At 74.4% G+C, this 15,760-nt stretch carries 13 protein-coding genes; 3 read left to right on the top strand and 10 right to left on the bottom strand.

Annotation, left to right across the window (positions count from 1 at the left end; translation table 11 throughout):
- Positions 1–23 precede the first annotated feature (23 nt).
- The 3 genes from OOK31_RS02160 to OOK31_RS02150 are packed head-to-tail and all read right to left on the bottom strand — an operon-like array spanning position 24 to position 3,168.
- Complete coding sequence (locus OOK31_RS02160) at positions 24–863, bottom strand: sugar phosphate isomerase/epimerase (protein ID WP_267010585.1); 840 nt, start codon at positions 861–863, stop codon at positions 24–26.
- Positions 860–2,020: a dihydrodipicolinate synthase family protein gene (locus OOK31_RS02155; protein ID WP_267010584.1), complete on the bottom strand. Its 1,161-nt coding sequence runs from the start codon at positions 2,018–2,020 to the stop codon at positions 860–862. Before OOK31_RS02155 ends, OOK31_RS02160 begins: the two co-directional genes overlap by 4 nt.
- Complete coding sequence (locus tag OOK31_RS02150; protein WP_267010583.1) at positions 2,017–3,168, bottom strand: Gfo/Idh/MocA family protein; 1,152 nt, start codon at positions 3,166–3,168, stop codon at positions 2,017–2,019. The genes OOK31_RS02155 and OOK31_RS02150 overlap by 4 nt, the downstream gene beginning before the upstream one ends.
- Before the next feature lie 186 nt (positions 3,169–3,354).
- Between OOK31_RS02150 and OOK31_RS02145 the strand changes: the two genes are divergently transcribed.
- Both OOK31_RS02145 and OOK31_RS02140 read left to right on the top strand, forming a co-directional pair.
- Entirely contained in the window at positions 3,355–4,431 is a 1,077-nt protein-coding gene (locus OOK31_RS02145; protein ID WP_267010582.1) for a LacI family DNA-binding transcriptional regulator, read from the top strand.
- A complete protein-coding gene (locus tag OOK31_RS02140; protein WP_267010581.1) occupies positions 4,428–5,225 on the top strand; it encodes a sugar phosphate isomerase/epimerase in 798 nt (265 codons plus the stop codon). Before OOK31_RS02145 ends, OOK31_RS02140 begins: the two co-directional genes overlap by 4 nt.
- On the opposite strand, the gene OOK31_RS02135 is transcribed toward OOK31_RS02140, so the two are convergent.
- From OOK31_RS02135 to OOK31_RS02115, 5 genes are all read right to left on the bottom strand, one after another.
- Positions 5,213–6,199 (bottom strand): hydroxyacid dehydrogenase, encoded by a 987-nt coding sequence (locus OOK31_RS02135; RefSeq protein WP_267011804.1) that lies wholly within the window; start codon positions 6,197–6,199, stop codon positions 5,213–5,215. The two genes, OOK31_RS02140 and OOK31_RS02135, sit on opposite strands and share 13 nt — an antisense overlap.
- 38 nt (positions 6,200–6,237) lie before the next feature.
- Entirely contained in the window at positions 6,238–7,008 is a 771-nt protein-coding gene (locus OOK31_RS02130; protein ID WP_267011803.1) for a carbohydrate ABC transporter permease, read from the bottom strand.
- Positions 7,009–7,205: 197 nt separating this feature from the next.
- Positions 7,206–8,054, bottom strand: a complete 849-nt coding sequence (locus OOK31_RS02125; RefSeq protein WP_267011802.1) for a carbohydrate ABC transporter permease — start codon at positions 8,052–8,054, stop codon at positions 7,206–7,208.
- Between the two features lie 107 nt (positions 8,055–8,161).
- Positions 8,162–9,475 (bottom strand): sugar ABC transporter substrate-binding protein, encoded by a 1,314-nt coding sequence (locus OOK31_RS02120; RefSeq protein WP_267010580.1) that lies wholly within the window; start codon positions 9,473–9,475, stop codon positions 8,162–8,164.
- 135 nt (positions 9,476–9,610) lie between these two features.
- On the bottom strand, positions 9,611–10,774 hold the full coding sequence (locus OOK31_RS02115; protein ID WP_267010579.1) for a LacI family DNA-binding transcriptional regulator: 1,164 nt from the start codon (positions 10,772–10,774) through the stop codon (positions 9,611–9,613).
- Between the two features lie 205 nt (positions 10,775–10,979).
- Between OOK31_RS02115 and OOK31_RS02110 the strand changes: the two genes are divergently transcribed.
- Entirely contained in the window at positions 10,980–11,930 is a 951-nt protein-coding gene (locus OOK31_RS02110; RefSeq protein ID WP_267010578.1) for an aldo/keto reductase, read from the top strand.
- A 147-nt stretch (positions 11,931–12,077) separates the two neighbouring features.
- Here OOK31_RS02110 and OOK31_RS02105 read toward each other — a convergent pair whose 3' ends face one another.
- On the bottom strand, positions 12,078–12,953 hold the full coding sequence (locus OOK31_RS02105; RefSeq protein ID WP_267010577.1) for an ABC transporter permease: 876 nt from the start codon (positions 12,951–12,953) through the stop codon (positions 12,078–12,080).
- A complete protein-coding gene (locus tag OOK31_RS02100; protein WP_267010576.1) occupies positions 12,950–15,691 on the bottom strand; it encodes an alpha/beta fold hydrolase in 2,742 nt (913 codons plus the stop codon). Before OOK31_RS02100 ends, OOK31_RS02105 begins: the two co-directional genes overlap by 4 nt.
- Positions 15,692–15,760: the final 69 nt, after the last annotated feature.

Genomic DNA, 15,760 nt, shown 5'->3' with positions numbered 1-15,760 from the left:
GGTCCCTACAGGCCTGTCCCGTCTCACTCGACGTGTTCGCGGTAGCGCTCGATCACCTCCCGCAGCACCTCCGAGCCGTCCCGGGCCCACAGCCCCGGATGGAAGATCTCCACCTCCACCGGCCCCCGGTAGCCCGCCGCGTCGGCGAGCCCCCGGAACGCCCGCAGGTCGACGCATCCGTCGCCCAACTGGCCCCGGCCCAGCAGCACGCCCTCGGGCAGCGGGGTCACCCAGTCCGCGACCTGCACGGACACGATCCGCCCGCCAGCTCCGGCCCTGGCCAGCCCGACGGCCAGGGCGTCGTCCCACCACAGGTGGTAGGAGTCGGCGACCACCCCGACCTGCTCGGCGGGGAACTGCTCGGCCAGGTCCAGCGCCTGACCCAGGGTGGAGACCACACAGCGGTCCGCCGCGAACATCGGGTGCAGCGGCTCGATCCCCAGCCGCACCCCGTGCCCCGCCGCCCACGGCGCCAGCTCGCCCAGGACACCGGCGATCCGGCGCCGCGCCTCGGCGAGGTCCCGCTCGCCCCCGGCCAGCCCGCCCGACACCAGGACCAGGGTGTCCGCGCCGAGTTCGGCCGCCTCCTCCACCGCCCGCCGGTTGTCCTCCAGCGCGGCCGCCCGCCCCGCCGGATCGGCGGCCGTGAAGAAGCCGCCCCGGCACAGCGAACTGACCTTGAGCCCTGCGCCGGCGACCAGCTCCGCCGTCCGCCGCACCCCGAACCGCCCGACGGGCTCACGCCACAGCCCGACCGCGCCCACCCCGGCCTCGGCGCACCCGGCCACCAGCTCGGGCAGCGACCACTGGCGGACCGTCTCCTGGTTGAGGCTGAGGCGGACCGGCGCCGTCGGCCCGCTCACGCGGCCACCCCGTACACCGAGAGCAGCTCGCGCATCCTGCCCGCCGCACGCTCCGGGTCGGGGAACAGCCCGAGCCCGTCGGCCAGTTCGTACGCCGTCGCCAGATGGGGCAGCGAGCGCGCCGACTGCATCCCGCCCACCATCGCGAAGTGCTCCTGGTACCCCGCCAGCCAGGCCAGCAGCACCACCCCCGTCTTGTAGTGGCGGGTCGGCGCGGCGAACAGGTGCCGCGACAGCTCCACCGTCGGATCCAGCAGCGCCCTGAAGCCCGCCGGATCCTCCCGGTCCAGGGCCTGCGCCGCACGCGCCGCGATCGGCGCGATCGGGTCGAAGATCCCCAGCAGGGCGTCACCCACCCGCTCCCCGTCCCCGGCGATCAGCTGCGGATAGTGGTGGTCGTCGCCCGTGTAGCAGCGCACACCCGTCGGCAGCCGGCGCCGCAGGCCGATCTCCAACTCCGCGTCCAGCAGCGAGACCTTGATCCCGTCCACCTTCCGCGGGTACTCCGAGACCAGCTTCAGGAGGACCTCCGCCGCCTCCCCGGGATCCTCGTGCCCCCAGTAACCGGCCAGCTCCGGATCGAACACCGGCCCCAGCCAGTGCAGGACCACCGGCCGCTCGCTCTGCCGCAGCAGCGCCCCGTACACCTCCAGGTAGTCCTCGGGGCCCCGGGCGGCCGCCGCCAGCGCGCGGGACGCCATCAGCACCGCCCCCGCCCCGCACCCCTCGGCATGCGCGAGCTGCTCCTCGTACGCGGCGGTGATCGCGGCGAGGGAGTGCGCCCGCCCGGCGGGCAGCTGGTCCGTCCCGGCGCCGCACACGATCCGGCCGTCCACCGCGCGGGCCTCGGCCGCGGAGCGGCGGATCAGCTCCGCCGCCGTCGGCCAGTCCAGGCCCATCCCGCGCTGGGCGGTGTCCATGGCCTCCGCGACCCCCAGACCCTGCGCCCAGAGCCGGCGGCGGAAGGCGAGCGTGGCCTCCCAGTCGACCGACGGCCCGGCCTCGGCCGACGCGGCCAGCGGGTCGGCGACCACATGCGCCGCCGCGTACAGGACCCGGCTGCGGGCCGGGCGGCAGGCGAACGGCCCGAGCGGCGCCGTGGACGGCCGGTACCGGCGCAGCCTTCCGTCCGCCGAGGGAAGCAGGATCCCGCTCACAGGGTCACCTCCGGCACCGGCAGGCGCCGGCCCTCGGCCGAGGAGCGCAGACCCAGAGCGGCCAGCTGCACGCCGCGCGCCCCGGCCAGCAGATCCCACCGCCAGGGCTCGTCCCGGACGACGTGCCGCAGGAAGAGCTCCCACTGGGCCTTGAAGCCGTTGTCCGCAGGGTTGTTGTCCGGTACCTCCTGCCACTGGGCGCGGAAGGGCTCGCTCTGCGCGAGATCCGGATTCCACACGGGCTTCGGTGTCGCCGCCCGGTGCTGGATCCGGCACCCGCGCAGTCCCGCCACCGCCGAACCGAGCGTCCCGTCCACCTGGAACTCCACCAGCTCGTCGCGGTGCACCCGCACCGCCCAGGAGGAGTTGATCTGGGCGACCGCCCCGCCCTCCAGCTCGAAGATCCCGTAGGCCGCGTCGTCCGCGGTGGCCTCGTACGGCTTGCCCTCCTCGTCCCAGCGGCGGCCGATGTGCGTGCGGGTGAGGGCCTGCACCGAGCGGACCCGGCCGAACAGCTCGTGCAGCAGGTACTCCCAGTGCGGGAACATGTCGGCGACGATGCCACCGCCGTCCTGCGCCCGGTAGTTCCAGGAGGGCCGCTGCGCGGGCTGCCGGTCACCTTCGAAGACCCAGTAGCCGAACTCGCCGCGCACGGAAAGTATCTCGCCGAAGAAGCCGCCCTCGATCAGCCGTCTCAGCTTCAGCAGGCCCGGCAGGAACAGTTTGTCCTGCACCACGCCGTGCTTGACCCCGGCCCGGTCCGCCAGCCGGGCCAGCTCCAGCGAAGCGGCGAAGGTCAGGGCGGTCGGCTTCTCGCAGTACACGTGCTTGCCCGCGGCGACGGCCTGACGGACCGCCGCCTCGCGGGCGCCGGTCACCTGGGCGTCGAAGTAGACCTCCACCTCCGGATCGGCGAGCACCGCCGTCAGGTCGGTGGAGAAGTGCTCCAGGCCGTGCCGTTCGGCGATGGACCGCAGGGCCGCCTCCCGGCGCCCGACCAGCACCGGTTCGGGCCACAGCACCGTCCCGTCGCCGAGGTCCAGCCCGCCCTGCTCGCGCAGGGCCAGCAGGGACCGGACCAGGTGCTGGCGGTAACCCATCCGGCCCGTCACGCCGTTCATGGCGATCCTGATCGTCCTGCGCTCCACGGTGTCCCTCCTTCGGTCTTCGGCGTCGTCCGTTCACACGGACCGGAAGACGCTCGATAGAAAGCGCTTTCCATGCGTTCAGGCTAGGCCTCGAAATCTCATCCCTGCAAGACACGTTCGGGTGATAGAAAGCGCTTTCCCCATCGGGCACTATGGAGTTCCACACACCAGGAGGAGGGGTTCGGGATGGCGGTCACTCTCGCCGAAGTGGCGGCGCACGCGGGCGTGTCGCCCGCCACGGTCTCGCGCGTGCTCAACGGCGGGTACCCGGTGGCCGGGGGCACCCGCACCCGCGTCGAACAGGCCGTCGAGGAGCTCGGCTACATCGCCAACGGCCCGGCCCGCGCGCTCGCCGCGGCCACCTCCGACCTCGTCGGCGTCCTCGTCCACGACGTCGCCGACAGCTTCTTCGGCATCCTCGCCGGCTCCGTGCAGAGCGCCCTCGACCCCACCGGGCACGCCGAGCCGCGCCGGCTGGCCGTGGTCTGCAACACTGGGGGGTCCCCGGCCGCCGAGATCGCCTACCTCACCCTCCTCGAAGGCCAGCGCGCCGGAGGCATCGTCCTCACCGGCGGCGCCGTCGAGGACCCCGGCCACACCGCCGCCCTGGCCGCCAGGACCGCCCGGATAGCGGGCACCGGAGCGCCCGTGGTGCTGTGCGGGCGGCCACCGCTGCCCCTGCCCGCCGGACTCCCCGTCGCCACCCTCGTGTTCGACGACCACGGCGGCGCCTTCCGCCTCGCCGAACACCTCCTGACGCTCGGGCACCGCCGCATCGCCTACGTCGCCGGCCCGCCCGGACTGAGCACCAGCCGGGAGCGGCTCTCCGGGCACCGCGCCGCCCTGCGGCGGCACGACCCCGTGCTGGCCGACGCCTGCGCCCCGCTCACCCTGCACGCAGGGTTCGAGCGCTCCGCCGGCTATGACGCAGCCCGCGAACTGCTGCGCCGGGGCAAGCCCTTCACCGCGGTCGCCGCCGCCAACGACACCGTCGCCACGGGCGTGGCCGCCGCCCTGCGCGAACAGGGCCTGCGGATCCCCGAGGACGTCTCCGTCGCGGGCTTCGACGACCTGCCCTTCTGCGCCGACACCGCCCCCGCCCTCACCACGGTCCGGGTACCGCTGCGCGAGGCGGGCACCCTCGCCGCCCAGCTGGTGACCGGCCGCCGGGCCACGCCCCCCGGCGGCATCACCACCCTGCCCACCGAGCTCATGGTGCGCGCCTCCACCGCACCGCCACCGGCCGGGCGGAGGAGACGATGAGGTACGCCTTCTCCACCCTCGGCCTGCCCGGCACCCCGCTCGCCGACAGCGCCGCACTGGCGGCCGGGCACGGCTACCACGGCCTCGAACTGCGGGCCCACCCCGAGGAACCCCTGCATCCGGGCAGCACCGCGGCGGACCGGGCGGCGGGACTGCGCGCCGTCACCGCCGCCGGTGCCACCGTCCTCGGTGTGGCGGGCTACGCCCGGGTCGCGGCCCCCGGCGAGGACGGCCCCGTCCTCGCCGAGCTGCGCGAGCTGGTCCGGCTCGCCGCCGACCTCGAAGCCCCGTACGCACGGGTCTTCCCCGGCGGCGGCACCTTGCCGGCCGCCGAGGCCGACGCCAACGCCGTGCGCCGGCTGCGGGAGGCCGCCCCCTTCGCCGAACGCCACGGGGTGCGGATCCTGCTGGAGACCCACGACTCGCACCGCACCGCGGCGGACACCGCCCGCGTCCTCGACGCCGTCGGCCATCGGGGCGCGGGCGCGCTGTGGGACGTACTGCACACCTGGCTGGCAGGTGAGACACCCGAAGCGTCGCGCCGGAGCCTCGCGGACCATCTGGGATACCTCCAGGTCAAGGACGTGGCGTCCGCGCGGGAGCTGACCCCGCTCGGGCTCGGCGCCGGAGTGCTGCCGCTCGCCGAGGCGGTGGCCCAGGCCCCGGCGGGGGGCTGGCTGTGCTGGGAGTACGAGAGACGCTGGTACCCGGCGGCCGCCGACCCGGCGGGCCTGCTCACCCGGGGCCGGGAGCATCTGGAGCGGCTGGTCGCCCCGGGCCGTCAGGCGGAGTAGGCCAGGCGGGCCGGGTCGACGCGGTGGCGGAAGCCGAGGCCGCGGGCGTACCGCTCCAGCTCCGCGACGGCTGCCGCCGCCAGCCGCTCCAGCTCCCCGCCCAGCGAACCGGCCACATGCGGGGTGAGCAGGACGTTGGGCAGGTTGAACAGCGGTGACGTCGCGGGCAGCACCTCGGGCTCGGTGTGGTCGAGCACCGCGTGCAGCCGCCCCGCGACCAGCTCCTCGGTCAGCGCCACCGTGTCGACGAGCGAGCCCCGCGCGGTGTTGACGAGGGTCGCACCGTCCGGCATCAGCGCCAGCCGGGACGCGTCCAGCAGGTGCCGGGTCTGCGGCAGCGCGGGCGCGTGCAGGCTCACCACGTCGCTCCGGCGCAGCAGTTCGTCCAGGGCGCAGGCCTCACCGCCGAGCGCCGCGAGCTCGCCCGGATCGGCGTACGGATCGTGCACGAGCACCCGCAGGTCGAAGGGGCGCAGCAGCTCCAGGACGCGCCGGCCGATCAGGGAGGCGCCGACGACCCCGACCGTACGCCGGTAGTTGCCGACCTCCGGATAGCGCTCCAGCAGGTCGATCGGGCCGCGCGCGGCGCGGTAGGCGTGCGCGGACTGCAGTACGCGCTTGTTGGCGAACAGGATCGCGGCGAGCGTGTACTCCGCGACCGGCAGGGCGTTGGCGGCCGCCGCGCTGGACACCAGCAGCCCGCGCTCCCAGCAGGCCTCGGTCACGTGCTGCTTGACGCTGCCCGCGGCGTGGACCACCGCGCGCAGCCGCGGCATCCGGCGCAGGGCCTCCGCGTCCACGGGCGGGCACCCCCAGCCGGTGAACAGCACCTCGGCGCGGGCCAGCCGCCCGCCCAGCTCGGGATCCACCCGGCCGAAGTCGGTGACCAGCAGGTCGGGGTCCACGTCGGCGACGCGCAGCAGTTCGGGCAGGACACGGGTGCCCAGGACGGCGGCCCGGGTTCCGGGACTCATCGCCAGCACCGTGGCGGGCCGGGAGGAGTGGAGGTGGGTCACTTGACGGCTCCTGCGGTGAGACCCGAACGCCAGAACCGCTGGAGGCCGAGGAAGGCCAGCACGAGCGGGACGACGGCGACGAGCGAACCGGTGATCACCAGGGGGTACAGCTCGGGCTGCTGGTAGACACTGCGGTTCCACATGAACAGGCCGAGGCTGACAGGGTAGAGCCGCTGGTCGTTCAGCATGGTCAGAGCGCCGTAGAAGTTGTTCCAGATGGCCGTGAAGGTGAACAGGAAGATCGTCACAAAGCCCGGCCACAGCATGGGGAACGACACGTGGGTGAAGACCCGCAGTTCACCCGCCCCGTCGACCCGGGCCGCGGCCAGCACCTCGTCGGGGACGTACCCCTCGGCGAACACCCGGGCCAGGTAGACCCCGAAGGGGTTCACGAGGGCCGGGACCAGGTACGCGCCGTAGGTGTTCACGGTGCCGGTGGCCGAGGCCATCAGGTAGAGCGGGAGCTGGAGCACGGTGGCGGGGACCAGGACGCCGGCGAGGACGACCGCGAAGAGGGCCTCCTTGTGCCGGAACTCGTACGCGTGGAAGGCGTATCCGCAGGCCACGCTGATCAGGGCGGAGAGGGTCGAGCCCACCACCGTGTACAGCAGGCTGTTGCCGAGCCAGCGTCCGAAGATGCCGTCGTCGTACGTGAAGAGTTCGGCGAGGTTGGTGAGGAGGTGGAACTCGCCGGGGGCGTAGGGGTCGGTGGCGAACAGGTCGCGGCGGTTCTTGGTGGCGGCGAGGAGCAGCCAGGCCAGGGGCATCAGGGTGTAGGCGGCGACCAGGAGCAGCGCGGCGTTGACGGCGGTCCGGGAGAGCAGGCCCCGGGAGAGCCCGGCGCGGCGGACACCGGCACGGGGCCGACGGGTGCCGGGCCGACGGGTGCCGGGCGGACGGCTCCGGGGTGCGCGGGCGCGGGATGTGCGCGCCGGGGCCGGTGCGGCGGGCGGCGCGGTGGCGTTCACGCGGACCTCCAACGGTTGCCGAGGGCGGTGACCACGTACGAGGCGGCCCCCGCCACGAGGGCGAGGAGCAGCGCGCTCGCGGCGGCCAGCCCGTAGTCGTGGCGCTTGAACGCGGCGCTGAAGACGTACATGGTCGGGGACCACGACTCCCCCATCCCGGACGCGCGGAGCTGGAGCAGCTGCGGGGCGTCGAAGAGCTGGACGGCGCCCACGCAGGTGAACAGCACGGTCAGCACGAGGGTGGGCCGGATGCTCGGCACCTTGACCTGGAAGGCCGTCCGGATGGCACCCGCGCCGTCCATGGTGGCGGCCTCCAGGGTCTCGCGGGGGACGGCCTGGAGCCCGGCGAAGAAGACGATCATGTTGTAGCCGGTCCACTGCCAGGCCGAGATGTTGACCACCGAGAACAGCGCTTCGTCGCGGCCGAAGAAGTCCCAGGACAGACCGGCGGCGCCGAGGAATTCGAGGACCGGGCTGAGCCCGGGTGTGTAGAGGTACAGCCAGATCATCGCCGCGATCAGACCGGGGACGGCGTGCGGGAGGTAGAGGGCGATCTGGAAGAACCGCTTGGCGCGGGCGAGGGCGGAGTCGAGGAGCAGGGCCAGGACGAGGGCTCCGCCGACCATGACGGGGATGTAGAGGAGGCAGTAGACGGCGATGTGCCGGAACGAGGCGAGGAAGAGGGGATCGGCCAGGGCCTCGGCGTAGTTCCCGATCCCGCTGAACACCCGGCGGGTGCCGCCGAAACCGAGGCCGGACTGCTCGTCGCGGAAGAGGCTGAGGTAGGCCGCGTAGCCGACGGGGGCGACGGTGACGAGCGCGAAGAGGAGGAAGAACGGGGCCATGAACAAGGCCGGGGCCCGCGCCGGGCGGCGGGGACGGGCGAGGGCGCGGGCCCCGGGGGAGGGGAGGGCGGGCGAGGGCAGGCCGGTGCGCGGCGTGCGGGCCGGCATCAGCCGGCCAGGCCCAGGCCGCGGTCCTTGACGGCCTTCACCGCGGCCGCCTGACCCTCCGACAGGGCCTTGACCAGGTCCGCCCCCGCGGCCCCCTGCGCCGAACTCACCTGGAGGTGCACCGGCCCCCAGGTCCAGCCGGGCACGATCGTCCCCGCCGCCTCGCCCGCGACGGCGTACGGGTCCTGCCCCTCGAAGTACGAGGCGTCGAACAGCTTCGCCGCCTCCGCCCGCATCTCCGGATTGGCCGGCAGGGCGCTGCTCGGAGCCTTCAGGGAACTCAGCCGGGCCCGTATCGCCTCCGGCTCTGTGGTGACCCAGCGGATGAACTCCGCGGCCGCCACCGTGTGCTTGCTGCCCTTCGGCACGACGTAAGAGGTGCCCCCGTACATGCCCGTGGCGGGCTTCCCGTCCCACGTGGGCAGCGGGGCGATGCCCCACTTCCCCTTCAGGTCCGGGTAGTTCACGAGGAAGGTGCCCGCCGTCCACGCGGCGCCGATCACCGTCGCGACCTGCCCCGAGCTGCGCTCCTTGGCCTCGCCCTCACCCCACAGCGGGGTCTTCGAGGCGACGCCGGAGGCCATCAGCCCGTTCCAGTACTCGGCGACCCTCCTCGACGCGGGGTCGTCGACGGCGATCTTCCACTTGTCGCCCTCGGTTCCGTACCACCGGGCGCCCGCCTGCCAGGAGAGCCCGGCCAGGACCGCCGGGTCGCCGCCGCCGAAGTTGGTGACGCGCACCGAGGGATCGGCCTTGTTGATCTTCTCTCCGGCCGCCTTGTACTCCTCCCACGTCCTCGGCACGGCCACCCCGTGCTTCTCGAAGATGTCCTTGCGGTAGAAGAGTTCGAGGGGGGTGACGTCGAAGGGCACCGCCCACGTCCGGCCGCCCAGCTTCACGAGGGACTGGACCGCCGCCGGGAACTTCTCCGACACCAGCTTCCCGGAGGTCGCGGTGAGGTCCTCCAGATTGCCGCCGCTCGCGAACTCGGGGAGCGCCGAGTAGTCCATCGTCGCGAGGTCGGGGGCGTTCCCGCCCTTGACGGCGTTCGCCAGCTTCGCGGCCCCGTCCGGACCGCCCGGTACCGCCGAGAACTTCACCTGGATGTCCGGGTGCGTCTTGTTGAAGGCGTCCGCCGTCTGCTGCGCGCCCGCCGACGAGGACCAGTACGTGAGGGTGACCGGCTGACCGGAGGCCCCCGGAGCCCCGCCCGCCGCAGGCTCCGCCTCCCCGCCGCACGCGGTGGCGAGGAGGACGAGGGAGGCGACCGAGGCGGTGAGGACGAGGCGGGGGACACGGGGGCTGCGCGTCATGATGCGGCTCCTACGGACGACCGCCGAGGCGGCGGATGGGAGAACGCGGCCCATCTTTTGTGCGAACCGGCACACCGTCAAGAGCGAACGCACAACTCGATCGAATCGATCAGTCCAGCGGGTCCGAACCGTCCGTCATGAGCGAATTTTCAGACGCGGCAGCAGTTCCAGGTGCTGGCGCGGCGCCTCCTCGCCGCCCCGTGCCGACAGCCGTTCCAGCAGCAGGGCCGCGGCCCGCGCGCCCACCTCGCGCTTGGCCGGGGCCACCGCCGAGAGAGGTACGTCGGCCAGCCCGGCCACCTCGTCGTCGTACGTGATCACGGCCAGGTCCTCCGGCACCCGCACCCCCCGCGCCTGGAGCCGGGGGATCAGCATGATCGCGTCGGTGTCGCTGTGGATCAGCGCGGCGGTGACCCCGCCCGAGGTCACGGCCGCGCACAGGTACTCCAGGGACCGGGCGAAACGGTCCGCCACCGACCCGCCGCCCACCGACCCCCCGCCCGCCGGCTCGCCCCCCGCCGCCCCGCCGTCCCCCGTCCCCCCGGCCGCCGGCCACGGCGGGGCCGGCTCCAGCCCCAGCGCGGCCACCGCCGCCTCGTACCCGGCCCGCAGCCGCGCCGTCGTCGGGGTCTCCTGGCTGGCCAGCGCGATCCGCCGGTGCCCCTTGTCCACCAGGTGCCGCACCGCCTGCGCCGCCCCGTGCGCGTGGTCCGACACCACCCGATCCAGCCCGGCCGCCGCATGCCCGGCCGGGGCCCACCGCTCCACCAGCACCGTCGGCACCGGCAGCTCCGCCGTCCACGCCCCCTCCCCGGGACCGGGCGACCCGGCCTCCCAGTTCGGGGTCAGCAGCAGCCCGTCCGCCCCGGTGGACAGCAGCCGGTCGGCCTGGGTCCGGTCCTCGCCCGGCAGGTACCGGGTCAGCCCCACGGTCAGCCGGGCCCCGCGCGCCTCCACCACCTCGCGAGCCCCGCGCACGACGTCGGCGTAGTAGTACTCGGTGGTCGGCACGACCATCCCGACCACCAGCCCCGCCGCGCCGGCCCCGCCGCCGGAGGCCGTCCCGGCCGCCGGTCCCGCCGCCGGCCCGGCGGCCTGCCCGGCCCGTGGGGCGTCCAACCGGCTGATCACCCCGTGCATCCGCAGGATCTCGCCCCGGGCGGCCATCGCCTCGACGTCCCGGCGCAGGGTCACCGGCGAGATGCCGAGCTCCTGCGCGAGGTCCGCCACGCGCACGCTGCCCCGCGCCCGCACGAGCGCGAGGACCTGCGCCTGCCGCTGGTCCACATGTGCTCTCACGTCGTCCCCCTGAGGTCTGTCCGTCGTTGCCGCCATCATAGGCAAAGGACCATCGAAACGATCGATCCGATCGAGTCGATCGGATCCCGTCAACCGGTCGCCGACGGCGTGATCGACCGGGAACGCCCCCCGCCCGTTCGACCGCCGTGCCTAGACTGGCGACTTCGTCGATCATGTGCCGGACACGTGTGGAGGAAGAACCCGTATGCGCTATCTCCCCCTGGGCAGTTCAGGTCTGCAGGTCTCCGCCGTCGGCCTCGGCTGCAACAACTTCGGCGGCCGCCTCGACGCCGGGGCCACGCGCGCCGTCGTCGACGCGGCCCTCGACGCGGGCATCACCCTCCTCGACACCGCCGACATCTACGGCGGCGCCGGAGGTTCCGAGAGCCACCTCGGCCAGGCCCTCAAGGGCCGCCGCGACCAGGTGGTCCTCGCAACCAAGTTCGGCTACGACGGCGTCGACATGGGGTACGGCCCCGCCGCCGGATCCCGGGGCGGCCGCGCGTACGTCCGGCGCGCCGTCGAGGCCTCCCTGCGCCGCCTGGAGACCGACCGCATCGACCTCTACCAGCTGCACAGCCCCGACCCCGCCACCCCCGTGGCCGAGACCCTCGCCGCGCTCACCGAGCTCGTCACCGAGGGCAAGGTCCGCTACATCGGGCACTCCAACCTCAGCGGCTGGCAGCTCGCCGAGGCCGCCCACGTCGCCCGCGAGACGGGAGCGGCCCCCTTCGTGTCCGCGCAGAACGAATGGTCGCTGCTCCAGCGGTCCGCCGAACGCGAACTGGTACCCGCCGCCCGGCACTACGGGGTCGGCGTCCTGCCGTACTTCCCCCTCGCCAACGGCCTGCTCACCGGCAAGATCCGCCGGGGCGCCCCCGTACCGCCCGGCTCCCGCCTCGAAGGCCGCGACTCCTACGTCACCGAGGAACGCCTCGACACCGTCGAGGCCCTCGCCGCGATCGGCGAGAAGTACGACCGCAGCGTCCTGGAGCTCGCCATCGGCTGGCTCTCCGCCCAGCCCGGCTGCTCCTCCGTCATCGCGGGCGCCACCTCTGCCGAGCAGGTACGCGCCAACGCGGCCGTCGCCGACCGTCCGCTGGAGGCGGAGCTCCTGGCCGAGATCGACGCCGTCGCGCGCCCGTCCGCGTCCTGACGCGGGAACGCCCCGGCGGGGCCCTCCACGAGAGGAGGACCCCGCCGGGGCGGGCACCGACCGGCGGCACGGGTCAGGACGGCGGTACAGCAGGACGCCGGTACAGGACGCCGGTTCAGGGCATCGGGTCAGGCCACCGCCACCGGGTCAGGACACGATGTCCTTGCGGGAGAACCCGCGGAAGGCCAGCGCGAACAGCACCACCGCGTACGACACCGACACCGCCGCGCCCTTGACCATCCCGCCCCACTCCAGCTGCGGCTGCAGGGCGTCGGCCCAGGCGAACTGCCAGTGCGCGGGAAGGAACTCCCGCCACGAGCCCAGCGCGGTCACCGCGTCGAGCACGTTGCCCACGATGGTCAGCCCGACGGCCCCGCCCACCGCGCCCAGCGGCGCGTCGGTCCGCGTGGACAGCCAGAACGCCAGCCCGGCCGTGACCAGCTGCGACACGAAGACGAAAGCGGCGGCCAGCGCGAGCCGCGGCACCGTGTCCGCGGCCGCCAGGGCCCCGCCCGTCGGCAGCCGCAGCGGCCCCCACCCGTACGCGGCCGTACCCGCCGCCAGCGCCACCACCGGCAGCAGCACGATCGCCGCCAGGCTGAACCCCAGCGCCACCACCAGCTTGCTCCACAGCAGCCGCGCCCTCGGCACCGGCGAGGCCAGCAGGTAGCGCAGCGAGGACCAGCCGGCCTCCGAGGCCACCGTGTCCCCGCAGAACAGCGCCACCGGCACCACCAGCAGGAAACCGGCCGACACGAACAGGCAGGTCGCCGCGAAGTTCGCCCCCGAGGCCGTCGCCGTGTCGATCAGGCTGACGCGGCCGTCGCGGCCGTCGCGGCCGCCGGGGCCGCCGTCCGGGCCGCCGCCCACCGCGAACGCGATGATCATGATGAAGGGCAGGGCGGCCAGCACCCCGGCCATCACCAGCGTCCGGCGCCTGCGCCACTGCCGCAGCGCCTCCACGCGCAGCGGCAGCGTCCGGTTCGCCCGGTAGCCGGGCGCGGTCTCCTGTACGGCGCTCACGCCGTACCTCCGATCAGGGTGAGGAAGGCGTCCTCCAGCCTGCGGTGGGGGCCCACCGCCGACACCGGCACCTCCAGCCGTACGAGTTCGGCGATCAGCACGGCGGGGCTCGCCCCGTCCAGCCGGACGAGCAGACCGTCGTCGGTGGGCACCGCGGAGCCGACCCCCTCCAGGGCGGCGACCTTCGCGACGACCGGCTCGCCCACCGGCCCGTCCAGGGTGACCAGCAGGGTGTCCCCGCCACCGGTGATCTCGGCGACCTCGCCCGCCGCGACCCGCCGGCCGCGGTCCATGACCACCAGATGGGTGCAGGACTGCTCCACCTCCGACAGCAGGTGGCTGGAGACGATGACCGTCCGCCCGCCCGCCGCGTAACGGATCATCACGTCCCGCATCTCCCGGATCTGCGGCGGGTCCAGACCGTTCGTCGGCTCGTCGAGGATCAGCAGGTCCGGCAGGCCCAGCATGGCCTGCGCGATGGCCAGGCGCTGGCGCATGCCCTGCGAGTAGGTGCGCACCGCGCGTTCCAGGGCGTCGCCGAGACCGGCGATCTCCAGGGCCTCCTCCATGTGCGCGTCCCCGGCGGGCCGGCCCGTGGCCTGCCAGTACAGCTCCAGGTTGGCGCGGCCCGTCAGGTGCGGCAGGAAGCCCGCGCCCTCGACGAACGCCCCGACCCGCGACAGCACCGGCGACCCCGGCCGGATCGCGTGCCCGAACACCCGTACTTCCCCGGCGTCCGGTGCGATCAGCCCCATCAGCATCCGCAGGGTGGTGGTCTTCCCCGCGCCGTTGGGCCCGAGCAGACCGAGGACCTGGCCCTTCTCCACCCGGAAGGACAGGTCCCGCACGGCGTAGCGGTCCTGGGCCTTCGCGTAGCGCTTCGTCAGCCCGGTGATGTCCAGTGGTACGTCGGCCAGCGCGGGTTCGGGCTGCGGTGCGCGCGCCCGCGCCGCCCCGCGGCCCCCGCCGGTCCGCCGGATCCCGAGGAGGGCCGCGGCCAGCGCCAGCGCGCCGAGCGGCAGCCCCCAGGTCCAGGCGGGCAGGCCGGCGGACGCCGTCCGTACGCCGTCGGCGACGGGCACCTGGAGCGGCCCCTCCACCGAGACCGTGTAGGAGGCGGGCGCGGCGGGCGAGGCGTAGCCGAGGTCGGTGGCGGCCACCACCAGCCGCAGCCGGTGCCCGGCCTGCACGGCGTGGTCGATCGCCGGGAGCCGCAGCGTCACGCTCCGGCCCTGCCCGGCGTCCTCCACCCGTACCGGCGCGACCAGCTGGCTCGGCAGCACCTGCTGCCGCCCGTCCGGGGCGACGTCGTACACCTTGCCGAACAGCACCGCCGATCCGTCGCCGGCTGTCGACCTCACCTTCAGGGTGAGGGTCGGGGTGCCGGTGACCCGTACCTCCTCGGTCAGCGGCTCCGACTCGAACCGGGCGTGCTGCCCGGGGAAGTCCAGCGCGAACCCGGCTCCGAAGGAGGCGAGCTGACCGCCGATCCCGGGCAGCGAGGACAGGGCCGGCGGGGTGCCGCCCGCAGGATTGGCGAAGGTCTGCTCCCGGCCGGACAGCGCGAAGGCGCGCGGTGCGGACGTCAGCCCGGGGTAGCTCTCCCCGCTCGCGCCGCGCACCATGACCCGCCCGTCGGTGGAGTCGATGCCGCCGGAGCGCGAGACCCGGAACGCCGGGCCGGTGTCCACCGCACCGTCACCCTTGAGGTGGCGGTCGAACCAGGCCGTCACACGGGACTCGATCCGGGCGGAGTCGCGCATCCCGCCGTCGTGCCCGCCGGCCGCCCAGTCCACCGAGACCGGAGCCCCGTTCGCGGCGATCGCCTTCGCCATCGCGTCGGCCTGGTCCAGCGGGAAGAGCGAGTCGTCCTGCCCCTGCACGATCAGGGTGGGCACCTTGATCCGGTCGCCCACCGCCGAGGGGCTGCGCCGCTCCAGCAGTTCGCGGGCCTCGGCGTCGGGCTTTCCCGCCACCGCGACCCGCTCGTACATGGCGCACAGCTGCGGCTCGAACCGGCCGCAGCCCGGTGCGGCCGGACCGGAACCGCCCGCACCCGCGCCCGCACCGGCCCCGGCCCCGGCCGCCGGCGGCTGCGCCGGCTGGAGGCCGCCCGCCGCGCCCGTGGTGAAGAAGATCCCCGCCCACAGCTTCTTGAAGACGCCCTGCGGGAAGAGGGAGTCGGCGAGGTTCCAGTACGTGATCTGCGGGGCGATCGCGTCCACCCGCCGGTCGTACCCGGCGGCCAGCAGCGAGACGGCCCCGCCGTAGGAGGCCCCGGCCACGCCCACCCGGGGGTCGCCGTCCCCGTCGAGGCGCACCTCGGGCCGCTTCGCCAGCCAGTCGACCAGCGCGGAGACGTCCTTGACCTCGTGCTCGGGATCGTTCAGGCCGATCTTCCCGCCCGAGCGGCCGAAACCGCGCGCCGACCAGGTCATGACGGCGTACCCGTCGCGGGCGAGACGTTCCGCCTGGGCGCGGACGTCGTCCTTGCTGCCGCCGAAACCGTGCCCGAGGAGCACGGCGGGCCGCCGCTGCCCGCCGTCGTCCCCGGCCGTGAAGTAGGAGGTGTCGATCCCGGCTCCGGGCAGCTCCAGGACCTGGTCCTGGCGGTGCACCCTCGGGGCGTCCCCGGACGCGGCGGACGCCGTCCAGGTCCCGGCGCCCGCCAGCACCGCGAGGGCGGCGGCGCCGGAGAGCAGGCGGTCCCGGCGGCGCCGGGGCAGTCGTAGCTTCATACGGGAACCCTACGGGCCGGGCCCCGCTCGCCCGAGCTCCCTCAGGGGGACCCCCGGCCCTTCTCCAGG

It is taken from the genome of Streptomyces sp. NBC_00249 (genome assembly GCF_026342355.1).
Taxonomy (GTDB): Bacteria; Actinomycetota; Actinomycetes; order Streptomycetales; family Streptomycetaceae; genus Streptomyces.
This window is presented reverse-complemented; position numbering and strand designations above follow the sequence as displayed.

Excerpts from the sequence above, each read along its gene's own strand:
- OOK31_RS02135 (WP_267011804.1), bottom strand. The coding sequence starts at position 6,199 with ATGAGTCCCGGAACCCGGGCCGCCGTCCTGGGCACCCGTGTCCTGCCC.
- OOK31_RS02145 (WP_267010582.1), top strand. The coding sequence starts at position 3,355 with ATGGCGGTCACTCTCGCCGAAGTGGCGGCGCACGCGGGCGTGTCGCCC.
- OOK31_RS02130 (WP_267011803.1), bottom strand. The coding sequence starts at position 7,008 with ATGCCCCTGGCCTGGCTGCTCCTCGCCGCCACCAAGAACCGCCGCGAC.
- OOK31_RS02125 (WP_267011802.1), bottom strand. The coding sequence starts at position 8,054 with ATGGCCCCGTTCTTCCTCCTCTTCGCGCTCGTCACCGTCGCCCCCGTC.
- OOK31_RS02140 (WP_267010581.1), top strand. The coding sequence starts at position 4,428 with ATGAGGTACGCCTTCTCCACCCTCGGCCTGCCCGGCACCCCGCTCGCC.
- OOK31_RS02120 (WP_267010580.1), bottom strand. The coding sequence starts at position 9,475 with ATGACGCGCAGCCCCCGTGTCCCCCGCCTCGTCCTCACCGCCTCGGTC.
- OOK31_RS02100 (WP_267010576.1), bottom strand. The coding sequence starts at position 15,691 with ATGAAGCTACGACTGCCCCGGCGCCGCCGGGACCGCCTGCTCTCCGGC.
- OOK31_RS02110 (WP_267010578.1), top strand. The coding sequence starts at position 10,980 with ATGCGCTATCTCCCCCTGGGCAGTTCAGGTCTGCAGGTCTCCGCCGTC.